The sequence below is a fragment of the Mongoliibacter ruber genome (assembly GCF_003003005.1).
Taxonomy (GTDB): Bacteria; Bacteroidota; Bacteroidia; order Cytophagales; family Cyclobacteriaceae; genus Mongoliibacter; species Mongoliibacter ruber.
The window spans coordinates 289,413-301,887 of record NZ_PVTR01000003.1 but is presented as its reverse complement, the minus strand read 5'-3'; the positions used below and the strand labels follow the sequence as shown (position 1 = coordinate 301,887).

9 protein-coding genes are annotated in these 12,475 nt (G+C 40.5%); 1 reads left to right on the top strand and 8 read right to left on the bottom strand.

Features of this window, described 5'->3' with window-relative positions; translation table 11 throughout:
• The 6 genes from treF to CLW00_RS21370 all read right to left on the bottom strand — a co-directional run bounded on the left by treF (window position 1) and on the right by CLW00_RS21370 (window position 6,195).
• Window positions 1-1,515 carry an alpha,alpha-trehalase TreF gene (treF, locus tag CLW00_RS06965; RefSeq protein WP_106132938.1) on the bottom strand — a complete coding sequence of 505 codons (1,515 nt, stop codon included), beginning with the start codon at window positions 1,513-1,515 and terminating at the stop codon, window positions 1-3.
• Window positions 1,502-2,743, bottom strand: a complete 1,242-nt coding sequence (locus CLW00_RS06960; protein ID WP_106132937.1) for an MFS transporter — start codon at window positions 2,741-2,743, stop codon at window positions 1,502-1,504. The genes treF and CLW00_RS06960 overlap by 14 nt, the downstream gene beginning before the upstream one ends.
• A gap of 81 nt (window positions 2,744-2,824) precedes the next feature.
• Window positions 2,825-3,643: a glycerophosphodiester phosphodiesterase family protein gene (locus CLW00_RS06955; protein ID WP_106132936.1), complete on the bottom strand. Its 819-nt coding sequence runs from the start codon at window positions 3,641-3,643 to the stop codon at window positions 2,825-2,827.
• Entirely contained in the window at window positions 3,643-5,229 is a 1,587-nt protein-coding gene (locus tag CLW00_RS06950; protein WP_106132935.1) for a M1 family metallopeptidase, read from the bottom strand. Before CLW00_RS06950 ends, CLW00_RS06955 begins: the two co-directional genes overlap by 1 nt.
• 17 nt (window positions 5,230-5,246) lie before the next feature.
• Window positions 5,247-5,606 carry a HepT-like ribonuclease domain-containing protein gene (locus CLW00_RS06945; protein ID WP_106132934.1) on the bottom strand — a complete coding sequence of 120 codons (360 nt, stop codon included), beginning with the start codon at window positions 5,604-5,606 and terminating at the stop codon, window positions 5,247-5,249.
• Window positions 5,593-6,195 carry a nucleotidyltransferase domain-containing protein gene (locus CLW00_RS21370; RefSeq protein ID WP_211300160.1) on the bottom strand — a complete coding sequence of 201 codons (603 nt, stop codon included), beginning with the start codon at window positions 6,193-6,195 and terminating at the stop codon, window positions 5,593-5,595. The genes CLW00_RS06945 and CLW00_RS21370 overlap by 14 nt, the downstream gene beginning before the upstream one ends.
• Before the next feature lie 206 nt (window positions 6,196-6,401).
• Here CLW00_RS21370 and CLW00_RS06935 point away from each other — a divergent pair, with 206 nt between their 5' ends.
• On the top strand, window positions 6,402-7,487 hold the full coding sequence (locus CLW00_RS06935) for a PAS domain-containing sensor histidine kinase (protein ID WP_106132933.1): 1,086 nt from the start codon (window positions 6,402-6,404) through the stop codon (window positions 7,485-7,487).
• 256 nt (window positions 7,488-7,743) lie between these two features.
• Here CLW00_RS06935 and CLW00_RS06930 read toward each other — a convergent pair whose 3' ends face one another.
• Window positions 7,744-9,249 (bottom strand): RagB/SusD family nutrient uptake outer membrane protein, encoded by a 1,506-nt coding sequence (locus CLW00_RS06930; protein WP_170073181.1) that lies wholly within the window; start codon window positions 9,247-9,249, stop codon window positions 7,744-7,746.
• 39 nt (window positions 9,250-9,288) lie between these two features.
• Window positions 9,289-12,363, bottom strand: a complete 3,075-nt coding sequence (locus CLW00_RS06925; RefSeq protein WP_106132931.1) for a SusC/RagA family TonB-linked outer membrane protein — start codon at window positions 12,361-12,363, stop codon at window positions 9,289-9,291.
• Between the last annotated feature and the right edge of the window lie 112 nt (window positions 12,364-12,475).

Below are 12,475 nucleotides of genomic sequence, written 5' to 3'. Positions count from 1 at the left end.
TTATCTTTTCAATTTTTCTTTCATAGATAAGTATACGCCGTTTGTCCATCCAAAGCCATCTTGTACTGGATATTCTCCTCCGCCGGCTTCTAGGCTGAGGTCTTCTACGTTGTATTTTTCCATCATTTTACCGGTTTGGGCAAATACCTTTTCATTGAGATTTGTCCACCTTTTAGCCAGTTCGGCGGCCAGGTCTTCACGTCCATAATTTCTAAAAGCCTCGAATCCTATCCACTGCAAAGGTGCCCAGCCATTTGGAGCATCCCATTGTTGACCACTGTTGATTGTGGTGGTGACAAGTCCTCCGGCTTTGAAAAGATTTTTTTCTACGAAAGCAATTACCTTTTCCGCCTGTTCATCACTGGCTATTTTTGCCCAAAGAGGATAAAGCATTGCGAGTGATGGCCTGTCCATTTGCTCTTTGAATTTGATATGAAAATCAAGAAAAATACCACTCTCTTCGTTCCAGCAATACCTGCTGATGGCTTCAATTCTATTTTTTCTGATTTTTTCAAACTTCTTAGATAGCTTCTCATCACCTTCCATTTCAAATCCCAGGGAAATAATCCTCTCGGTTTCAGATAGCAAAACATTGAGATCTATAGGGATCAAGGCAATTGTTTGTACACTTTTGAGGTCATCCGGATGGTACAACCACCTACTGCTAAAATCCCAACCGGACTCACAAGCGGCTCGGAGATTTTTGAATAACTTGTCAGGGTACCTCCTGCTTTTTTCAGACAATTCCACATCTTCCAGAAAAGATTCCGGTCTCGGTGTGTCTTCATCATCCCAGTATCGGTTCATAAATGAGTCTTCATCTTGCATGACTACACGCTTGTACCTTTTTCCCGGCAAGTGTATGTCAGCTTCTCCTTCGGTCCAGAATGCATATTCCATAATGATCTCAGGGAGGTATTCTTTGATGATATTTTTATTACTTTTTGCCTCACAAAGTAGTTCCACCATTTTCGCAAAAAAAGGAGGCTGTGACCTTGAAAGAAAGTAGGTCCTGTTTCCATTTGGGATATGCCCAACTGTATTGATTAAAAAAGCGAAGTTGTCAACCATGGACTCAATGAGATCGATCCTGCCCGATGCTTTTAGTCCTAGCATGGTAAAGTATGAATCCCAATAATAGATTTCGCGAAATCTTCCTCCAGGCACAATATAGGGATGGGGGAGTTCGAGCAAACTTGAATCACGGTTCTCAACATCAGGCTCTCTGCGCAGGGTGTCCCAATGACGATGGAGTCTGTCTTCTAGAGAAAGTCCCTCTGGCAACTCTGCAGATTCATGATCTTCGGGGATATGAAAATTGTCTTCTACGAAAGACCTGAGGTCAAAATCTTCATTTTGTATTGATTGGTAAAAATCGTGCATGATCATGTCTGGACTTCTCTTTGGTACACAGTCCACGAATGTCTTTGAATCAGGGAATATGTCATTGAGCTGTACAGCATCAAAGAGCTCCTGGTAGATTTCGTCAGGGGGATTGTATTTATGATGGAACATTTTTCTTTACTTGTCTATTGAGCAAAATCAAAATCAAACATAAGGCAACGATAGGAATCAATGAGAAATAGAAGGCATTGGTGCCTCCATATGCCTCAAAGATATGTCCTGTAATGATGGAGCCAGTTGTGCCTCCAAGTGCAGAAAACACCACTATCAATCCAGACATGGAACTTTGCATATACCTGGGTAGCGCACTTAGCACTACGGAATTGATCGTAGGATAAATAGGAGCGAGGAATAGCCCCAAGATTGGAAATAGGTAGACTACAAAAGGTGCATTGAACCAAGTGATGGCTTCAATGGCCTCTGGTAAGTTTGCCGTCAATGGCAAAGTCAGTATCACACATACTCCGACCAAAAAGGTGCAGGAAAGTGTAAAAGTGAGCCAGTGGATTTTTTTCAGAATGACTCCCGCTAGTAGCCTTCCTATAGCCAAGACTCCTGCAAGCACAGCACCTGCTTGAATACCCATACTGGCAGGTACTTTTAGCACGTCTTGGTAAAAGGTGGGTGTCCATGTCATAAAACTCTGTTCTATCAATACGAAGAGAAAGGCAGAGGCTGCAAATACCAAAACCAATGGTTTGATGACCAACTTGAGCATATCCAGAAATTCATCCCAAGCTTTGGTATTCTCTCTTTTGGATTCAGATTCGTTGATTTTTGCCCAAAACAATAATAAAGCAGCGGCCAAAGTCATAGCTCCCAAATACCAATAAATATTCAGCCAATAACGGGAAGTTGGATCTGCATCATTGACGAATAGGCTGAAAAATACATTCCCGACCAATACACCTACCATAAAAAACCCTTCTATGGTGCTCATCAGGCTGGAATGTTCTTTGGTATTCTCCGTAACCAAACCTATCATGGCAAATACTGAAACCTTGATGACTGCGAAGGAAATTCCCACAGCGGCAAAGAGGAGTTTGAAATACCAAAATTCATCAGCCATCAGGGGCATCATAAAACAAATCGCCGCTACCAAAAATAAGGCGCCTAGCATCCCTTTTTTCAAACCTACTTTTGGCAGTAAGGAAGCAACAATGAAGGAAAATATCGCGATGGGTAAATCTTTAAAGCCTTCGAGCACTGAAGCTTCCGCCTTGCTGACATCAAAAGTGCGCTGCACCTGTAAGATGACGGCTCCAACAGAATTGAGGAGAACGGCAAAAACCATGTAGTTGACGATCAATGAAAGCCTTATGAGAACCTTTGGGCTCATGTTTGTTTTTTTAAATTGATAATTAACTCTCTAAGCCAATTTGGTCAAATATTTTGAAAACGTCAGGGTTTTACCAAAAAATCAATCTTCCACGGCCGCCCGCAGTTGTAAAGGATAATCAGATACCAAAATATCCGGCTGTCGTTTATCAATAAACTCCAGATACACCTGATGCCCAGATTCCTGCGCTTCTTTGTCAGGCTCTCCCATGGCATCAGTAACGATCGGTAGCCCTATGTTCTTTGTTTTTTCGTAAAGAGACACCGGTGCATTTTGATTGAGATAAGCAATCAAGAAGTATGGATCATCTGTCTTGCAGAGGTAAAAATCTAAATCTTCTTCTTTGGTAATGAGAACAGAAAGGAGAAATTTTTGCGGTAAATTCAAAGCTTCTTGTGCCCGTGTTTCATTGAAAGTCAATACCATCACTTGGTCTAACATGTCGAAGTGCTCCACCAAGTTGATAACCTTTTCGAGTGAGGCTTCTTTAACATCCAGCATAAGAAAAATTTGATTTTGCTTGGCAAACTCCAAAGTCTGTTCAAATTTTGGGAGCTTTTCTTCTAGTCCTTTGAGTTTTACCTCAGCCAGTTCTTCGCTGGTTTTTTCGGCAATAAGACCAGTGCTTTCTGTGGTTCTGTCTAAGGTTTTGTCGTGGAGGAGAAAAAGAACTCCATCTTTGCTTTCTGCCAGGTCAATTTCATGCATATCCAAGCCCGCGGATTTGGATCTTCCCATTGAATAAAGGCTGTTTTCAGGAATATCAGGAGACATTGCTGCACGATGACTGCAGATGATAAGCCCTTCGCTGTTTATTTTTTCTCTTAGGTTTTGTGCGGTGCCAGCACAAATGAAACCCATTAAAAGTAGAGGAAGCAAAAACATTATTCTCTTTTTCATCAGTCTTTTTTCATTAAGTACCAGTTTTTGGGATCTACTTCTATCATGATTTCACTTTTTACCAATACAGGTTTAGAGGATAAAACATGACGCTCATAGCCGTTGGAAGTTTTGATTTCCACAGGCATTTTGAAATTTATATTTGGCAGACTTACCTGGTAGCCCTTCTTACCTTTTTTCTTGATTTTTACTTTTGGCACATGGATAGTTTTCAAGTACATGTCAAAAAATCCCTGTAAGTCTTCACCCGAATACTTTTGCACAAAATCAGTAAAATCTGAAGTTTCAACCAGGTTTTCGTAGGTAAATCTTTCATCTGAAGCAAATGCTTTCAACATTGGGAAAAATATTTCGTCTCCCAAATAATACCGAAGGGAGTGGATGATGAAGGCACCTTTGGTGTATATTTCGGGATGGTAGGCAAAATCAGAAGTGGAATTTCTTGGACTGACTATCGGTCTTGCATGGGCAATTGATTTCCTAACTGACCCTACCTTTTCCATATACGCTTCCTCACCGCCATGTTCAAGATAAAATAGCCAATCTCCATACGCTGTCAATCCTTCATGTATCCAAAAATCTGCCCAATCTTTGACAGAAATTTTATTCCCAAACCACTCATGCCCCAATTCATGGTGGAGAAGCCAGTCTGCGGTCACATTGCCAATTTTCTCAAATTTGAAATCATTCCCATAGGCATTGATTGTTTGATGTTCCATTCCGAGGTATGGGGTTTCTACAACAGCTATTTTATCATCGGAAAATGGGTATGGGCCAAAGAATTTTTCGTGTGTTTTTGCTGAAGTTTTCAGTACTTCCAAAAGTTCCTTTGCTTTATTGCGGTTTTGTTGCAGCACATAGACGAACATAGGGATTTGCGTGCCATCAGCACTTTGAAAAATAGTTGACTCCTCATGAAATACTCCAAGTGTAAAGTTGATGTTGTAATTGTTGATGGGATATTGTGTAGTCCAATGGTAAGTCACTTTATCTTTTTCGGAATTGCTTTCCACTAGCCGTCCATTGGATGCTACAAAATATGGTTTGGGAGCAGTGAAAATCAGGTCAACCCCATTGATAGGCTCGCTCGAAGGATGGTCGAGGCAAGGCATAAAGATTTTGGCGCCTTCATTTTGAGAAGAAAGGCCCATCCAATGGTTACCCAATTCGTCCAACTCCCATGTAAAGCCACCGGTCCATGGAGGGTTGATAGCAATAGGGGTGCGGCCGCCATAATATATTTCCACCTCCTCGCAGGTACAGTCAATAGGGAAAATATCCAAGGTATCTCCAAAATGGCGGAACGTGATTTCTTGGCCATCCATGATTACTTTGCTTACATTGTATTCCTCAATCAGGTTAAGTCTGAGGGTGTCAAGTTTTTCCTTGGAGTCAAAAGTCACCTTGTTTTTACCTTTGATTTCTTGGGTTTCCGGGAAAAGCTCCAGTTCCAAGTGATAGTGGAGGACTTGATATTTCTCCTGTAAAGGATCTAATGGGCCACCCCAAGCCCAGTTTTTTTGGATTTGGGAAAATGTGCTGAAAGAGATCAGCAGGAAAGAGAGGAATAGGGAGAAGGTTTTCATTATAATTTTAATTTGTGTCAGGAAATTCCAAATTCATTTTTCAACATAAGGTTTATGATTTTTTCAAGCTCATCCAAATCGTTTTTGATAATATTCCAGACTGCAATTATTCTAATATTGAAATACTCATGGACAATAAGATTTCGAAAAGACCGCACCTGATGCCATGGATAATCATATTTATTCAGTTTTTCTTCTTCCACATATTTGATGGCTTCTCCAATTACGGCAAATTGGAAGTGGACAGCATCTTGTAGCATTCTATGGCTTTCAAATGCTTTCCAATCAGAATCACCCATAAACTCATGGATTTGCTTGATTGCGTCTTTAATATGAGTCAACCTAACCATACTTTCAATGTGCTCATCCTTTTTCATAAATTAAAATCAGGTCAGGTTTAACATTCTCCCAAACATAATCTTTAAAGCTCTCCAACCAACCAATATCAACTTTTCTGTCAACTTTTTGCTCAAGTTTATATTGCACATTAGCCAAGTCAAAATAGCTAAAACTCTCTTCAGTTTCTATTGCAACATCAATATCGCTATCAGGCCCATCATCTTTACGGGCAAAAGAGCCATAAAGCCAAGCTTTTTTGATTTGAGGGATTTTTTTTATTTCATCCACAAGGTGTTTGGTAATTTTAGATCTATCCAGCTTTTCAAAAACCCTATAAGCAACTTCTTCCTCGGCTACTTTCAAGGCTTCTTTGGCCAGTTCGTCGTCATCACCCAGGTCATATATCACTTTATCTGCCATCCAAAGCACCAAAAGTTCTGATAAAGGGACTTGATAAAGTTCTGACAATTTGATGACCTGATTTTTGGAGAGTTTTCTAATTCCCCGCTCCACCTTACTGATGATGGCCTGATCGATGTCCAAGGCTGCAGCTACAGTTCGCAATGGCAGTTTTTTTAATTTCCTTATACTTCTCAATTTTTCCCCGAGTTTATTCATAATTTCCATCAGAAATAATTTGACTAATTTAGTCAAAAATATGGTGTGTAACTCTACATAATTTTAAAATGAGAACGTTCTGGTAATAAAAATTGGGAAAGTGATGAAGAATTATTTCTGGCGCTTCCAATCACATAAACTTAATCTCTTACTTGGAATTAAAAATGTATGTTTGTGATAGCACCCCAAAGCTATCAGAAACCCCATTATACCATATGAAGAAAGACAATCTTAATTCAGAGATACTGCAAAAACTCGATATTTTTTTTGACATAAGCCCTGATCTTTTTTGTATTGCTGGATATGATGGCTATTTCAAACGAATCAATCCTGCTGTCAGTAAATTGTTAGGATATGATGAAGAAGAACTTTTCAAAACACCCATAAATGATTTTGTGCATCCTGAGGACCAAGAACTGACAGCAAAAGCCCGAAAGGAACTCACCAAGAAAAAGCCATTACTCAATTTTGAAAATAGGTACCTGACAAAATCCGGCAAGGTTGTATGGTTAGCTTGGACCTCAATGTTTCTTGAACAAGAGGAACTGATCTTCGCTATTGCAAAAGACATTACCTACAAGAAAAAGCTTGAAAATGAGCGCAATCTTTTGCTTGCAAACCTTACTTCAATCAATAAAGAATTAGAAAATCTGACTTACAGGACAACTCATGACCTGAGGTCTCCTGTCAATAACTTTCTTTCGATTTTCAACCTAATAGATCTTACCAAAATTGAAGATAAAGAAAACCTGGAACTCCTTGAAATCTTAAGGTCTTCGAGCACAAATCTTAAACAAACACTTGATAACTATGTGGATTTGCTGAGTAAAAGAACCTTGAGTGAAAATAAAATCGAAATCATTCGTTTTGATTATACTTTTAATATGGTAAGAGAATCCATTCAAACCCTGATTAAATCATCAAATACAAGTATTACATGTGACTTTTCCGATGCTGAGGAAGTAGTTTTCAACCGAGACTATTTGGAAAGTGTTTTTCTCAATCTAATTACCAATTCGATACGTTATGCACAGCCAGGTATTGCGCCTATGATCAGTATCAAAACTTCAAAAATAGGTGACAATGTTCAATTGACATTGGAAGACAATGGATTGGGTTTTGATATTGAAAAAGTAAAAGACAAGATTTTTGGGCTCAATCAAACATTCCATTCTCATGAAGACAGCAAGGGTGTTGGGCTGTACCTAATACACCACCAAATCACCAAACTCAATGGTACTATAGAAGTCCAAAGTAAAGTGAATGTGGGTACAAAGTTTACAATTACTTTTAGGTACTGAAGTCAGCATCTCATCTGAAAGGTCAGCGGCCGTATCATATTCTTTTTATCTTATTCAGAGGTCTAAAGCCTAGTTCCATACTCAAGTGTAGGTTGAATTGAATCTGAATTTTATTCAGATGCTCAGAATTTAGGGTGCATTCAGGGTGATGTGATTTTTACATTTTGATAAAAGTTTCCTGTCCGGAAAAATACAGCTTGAAAAAATAAAAGGCTCCCGTTTACAGCCTTTGGAAGATTTCGGGAGCCTTTTATGATCAATAGCCAGGGTTTTGGTCGGATAAACTTATTCCTGGGTTTAGGTCAATTTCTCTTTGTGGAATTGGGAACAACACGTGGTGCTCTCTTACATTGCCCAATAGATTGGGGTAAAATCTCGAGAAATGCTCCCTGGTCACATCAAGGAGAATACCCCACCTTACCAAGTCGTATCTTCTGATGCCTTCAAAGGCTAATTCAACTCTTCTTTCCTGTCTTACAGCATCTCTGAATTGTGCTTGACCAAGTCCTGGAGCCAAATCAGGCAATCCGGCTCGGCTTCTTACCTGATTGATCGCTGCGTAAGCTGTTGAAGAAGGACCGCCTTCAGCCTCATTTGCTGCTTCTGCATACATCAGCAATACATCGGAGTAGCGAAGAATCGGATAGTTAAGACTACCTCTTGGAGGGGAAGTTTCAAGATATTTTCCGATGTAAGGTCGAGCGATGCATGGGGTAGGAAAACCCTCACAACTGCCACGTGGATCATAGAAGTTGCTTCCTCCACCTGCCAGAGGCAGCTCCAATAGGAAAGCGGTGTTGAATCTGTCATCCCCAGGTTCAAATGCTTGTACAATGTCTGGAGTTGGTTCGTTTACACCGTTACCGTTACCAGTGGTTGAGTTGATTCCCCTTGGCATGAAAAACTCTTGGAATGTATTATTCAGGCCCTGAAAAGCACTGAACTGAATAGAAAATACATGTTCATCACTGTTTTGGTTTTCTATTTGGAACACATCCCTGAAATCATTCAAAAGACGGTGTTGGCCTGAGCTGATTACCTCATTTGCTTTGTCTCTTCCCAATGCCCAAAATGGAGAACTGGGATTGTTTCCAGCCCTGGCTAAATACACCCTTGCCAATAATGATTTCGCAGCAGTCCTGTTGGCCTGTCCTTCCAGTCTAGGAGTAGCTGGTAAATTCTCGGCAGCTTGTAAATCTGGAATGATTACTTCATCATAGATCCTGTTAAAGTCTACTCTAGGACTGGCTACATCGCTCACGTTCAAAGTTTCCTCTATTTTTAAGGGAACATCTCCGAATAACTGAACCAAATCAAAGTATAAGAGCGCGCGCAGGAATCTCGCTTGGTTGACAATATTATCCCTAAGCTCGGTATTCATTTCAATGGCAGGTACTCTGGTAATTACTGCGTTGGCCCTGTTGATAGTAATATAAGAGTTCTCAAATCTCTCTCGGAAAATGCCATTGTTCGGATCCACCGTAAACTCATCTATCTGTATCCTGTCTTGGTTTCCTCTAAATTCGCCTGTGAAAGTGTCATCAGACCCCATATCCCCTATCATGTAGTGTCTATCGTACATGTGGATCAGCCTAAAACCAGCATATACTCCTACAAGAGCAGCTTCTGCATCTGTGGCTGTATTATAGAAGTTTTCAGGAGCAATAAAGCTGAATACTTCTTCCTGAAGGGCTTCTTCACAACTGTTGAATAGCATCGCTACCAACACCAATCCTATTTTATATATGTTTCTAATTTTCATAATGTGCATCTGTTTTAATGAAATTCTCAAATAAAAAAATTATAAACCAATGTTAACTCCCATTATGAATGTTCTTGCCATAGGGAAGGTACCTCTATCAATTCCGATCCCAATAGGGTTTTGTCCGAGGGAGTTGACTTCTGGGTCAAATCCAGAATAATTGGTGAAAGTGAATAGATTTTGTCCCTGCATGTAAAACCTAAAGGACCTAAGCCAATTAATGTTGGTTGCAGGGAAAGTATAGCCAAAAGTCACGTTTCTGATTCTCAGAAATGATGCATCTTCAATATGTCTATCTGATAATACAAAAGGTCTGGTTCTTGAGCTAGGCCATTCGTTGCTGGGATTTTCCGGAGTCCATCTGTTGAGAACTTCCCTGACATTGTTGGTAGCACCATCATTTCGGTAAAGTTCATGGCTGTTTACATTCCATACATCATTGCCGTATGTTCCGTTCATTAGGATAGACAAATCAAAGTTTTTGTAGTTGAAATTATTGTTGATACCAAAGAAGAACTTAGGCTGTGGGTTCCCGATTATTGCTCTGTCATTATTATTCACTACCCCATCTCCATTGACATCTACATATCTAATGTCTCCTGGTCCCACAGTTCCAAAAGAGCTGCTTCCCGGAAGTATTTCGTCCCCAACTTGATAGATACCATCAGTCACCATTCCAAAAAAGCTTCCAACCGGAGATCCCACCTGTAGGATACTGGAATTTGCTATTTGCAAGTGGCCGTCTCCTGTATCTGGAGCCAATCTAAAAGTTTCTCCAGGGCCTAATGCCACTACTGTATTTCGGTTGAAGGTGATGTTGGCATTAGTCACCCACTTAAGTCTGCCGGAAAGGTTGTTGCTGGTGATCGCCAATTCCAATCCTTTGTTCTCTACACTTCCGATATTTTGAAGAATAGTGGAATACCCAGTAGACCTTGGCAAGTCGAGTGGCAATAGTAGGTCTTGTGTTGTCTTATAATATGCAGCTGCTTCAAAAAACACCCGGTCTTCAAAAAAGCCCATTTCAAGGCTGATATTTACTTGGTTGGTTTTTTCCCACCTTAGATCAGGGTTAGGGATTCGGCCTGGCGCCAGTCCAATGGCAATTCCAGTTCCAAATGGATAACGTTGTGTGTTCAGTTGTGAAAGAGATTGGTACAAACCGATTTCTTGGTTACCGGTCAAACCCCAGCTACTTGTAAGTTTTAGAGTACTCATCCAGCTCAGGTTATTGATAAAAGGCTCATTGCTCATGTTGTAGCCTATTGCTGCTGAAGGGAAGTACCCCCATTTATTCCCTGCACCGAATCTTGAAGAGCCATCTGCCCTAAAGGTTCCTGTGAAAAGGAATTTTTCAAATAGAGTATAATTCACTCTTCCAAACCATGAGTCAAGTCTCCATAAACTTCTTCCAGAAAATGGTGTTCCTACGATTTGACCTAAACCTAAATTATCAGTGCCCAGGGCATCTGTAGGAAAATTTGTCGCTGATGCGCCTATAAAATCGACCATTTGTGATTGGCTTTCATACCCAGCCAACAGGGTCAAATAACTGTCTTCAAATTTCTTATCGTAATTCAATGTAATTGTACCTACTGGACTGAAAACATCTCTCTTCTCAACTAAGGCAGAACCAAAAGCATTTCTCCCTCTGTTGTTGGTGCTTGGTGCATAAAAATCCCTACGGCCAGTTTGGAAATCTGCTCCCCCTGATGCTCTGAAGTTCAAATTATCCATGATTTTCCACTCTAAGAAGACATTGCCCAAAACCCTGTTGGTGATGGTTTTATTCAAGGTTTCCATGGCATCCTGAACAGGATTACCTACTTGTTGTGATCCTGGAATGGCACTATTGTCGAAAGTATAATTGTTATCTGCATCAAAGACAGGAAGTGTAGGAGAGAACACCAAAGCACCATTTACAACTCCTCCTCTGGTTATATCCGTAACCTGCTGATTGTTTGAAGATCTTGAAATGGTCAAAGAGTTGCCGATTGTCACTTTGCTATTGATAGTTTTGTCAACATTTACCCTGATAGATCCTCTTGAAAACCCGGAGTTGAGGATCACACCATCCTGATTGAAATAATTACCGGATATGGCATACCTTGTTTTTGCATCACCACCAGACACTGTCACTTGATGGTTTTGAATTGGAGCTTCTCGAAAAACTTCATCTTGCCAATCCGTACTGTTGTTTCTGAAATTACTGATATCAGCCTGAGAGAAAATCGGTTCCTGCGCTCTATTGACACGGGCTTCGTTGGCTATGATGGCAAACTCTTCTGCATTCAACAAAGGGATTTTTCTTGATACTTGTTGGATTCCATAATAGCTTTCGACGTCTACATTAATAGCACCCGCTTTCCCGCGTTTTGTGGTAATGATGACTACACCATTTGCACCCCTTGAACCATAAATAGCAGTAGCTGAAGCATCTTTTAATATTTCCATAGATTCAATATCACCTGGGTTGATATTGGCAAGAGCGTTTTGTGGTTGTGCACCTCCTGAGGCTCCAGGAGATACTGTAGCATTATTGGGAAAAAATGGAATTCCATCAATGACATATAAAGGCTCATTGGAAGCATTAATGGAGTTACCACCACGAACTCTAATAGATACACCACCGCCTGGAGCCGCGGAAGCTTGAGTAACTTGTACACCAGATGCCCTTCCTTGAAGTGCTTGGTCTAGGGATGCCACAGCCACTTGTTTGATTTCACGCTCTCCTACAGAAGATACCGAACCTGTCAGATCGGATTTTCTTTGGACACCATAGCCTACGATGACTACTTCACCTAGATCAGAGAGCTGTTCAGATAGCTGAACGTTGACAACCGATTCATTCGTGATCTGTACTTCCTTAGTGCTGAAACCGATGAATGAAAATACCAATACCCCAGATTCAGGTACATTGAGAGAAAAATTCCCATCAATATCTGCCACGGTACCGGTAGTGGTTCCTTTAACCGTCACTGAAGTCCCAGGGATTGGCTCCCCACCTTCATCGGTGACAGTGCCTTGCACAATTCTTCCTTGACCATAGCTTTGCATGACTATAGCCAGGAGTAGTGAAAAAAGGAGAATTCCTTTTTGTAGATAATGTTTCATAATTACTTTGGTTTTATTGTATAGATAGGGTTTTGTAGAGCATGGTTTGTGGACTCATTCCTTTTTGAAGAGTGTTTGTCCATTCGCATACTTTGTTTGGTTATCAATGAAA

Bases quoted from the DNA above. Each gene is read 5' to 3' on its own strand.
- CLW00_RS06935 (WP_106132933.1), top strand. From the start codon at position 6,402: ATGAAGAAAGACAATCTTAATTCAGAGATACTGCAAAAACTCGATATT.
- treF (WP_106132938.1), bottom strand. From the start codon at position 1,515: ATGTTCCATCATAAATACAATCCCCCTGACGAAATCTACCAGGAGCTC.
- CLW00_RS06925 (WP_106132931.1), bottom strand. From the start codon at position 12,363: ATGAAACATTATCTACAAAAAGGAATTCTCCTTTTTTCACTACTCCTG.
- CLW00_RS21370 (WP_211300160.1), bottom strand. From the start codon at position 6,195: ATGGAAATTATGAATAAACTCGGGGAAAAATTGAGAAGTATAAGGAAA.
- CLW00_RS06950 (WP_106132935.1), bottom strand. From the start codon at position 5,229: ATGAAAACCTTCTCCCTATTCCTCTCTTTCCTGCTGATCTCTTTCAGC.
- CLW00_RS06960 (WP_106132937.1), bottom strand. From the start codon at position 2,743: ATGAGCCCAAAGGTTCTCATAAGGCTTTCATTGATCGTCAACTACATG.
- CLW00_RS06945 (WP_106132934.1), bottom strand. From the start codon at position 5,606: ATGAAAAAGGATGAGCACATTGAAAGTATGGTTAGGTTGACTCATATT.
- CLW00_RS06930 (WP_170073181.1), bottom strand. From the start codon at position 9,249: ATGAAAATTAGAAACATATATAAAATAGGATTGGTGTTGGTAGCGATG.
- CLW00_RS06955 (WP_106132936.1), bottom strand. From the start codon at position 3,643: ATGAAAAAGAGAATAATGTTTTTGCTTCCTCTACTTTTAATGGGTTTC.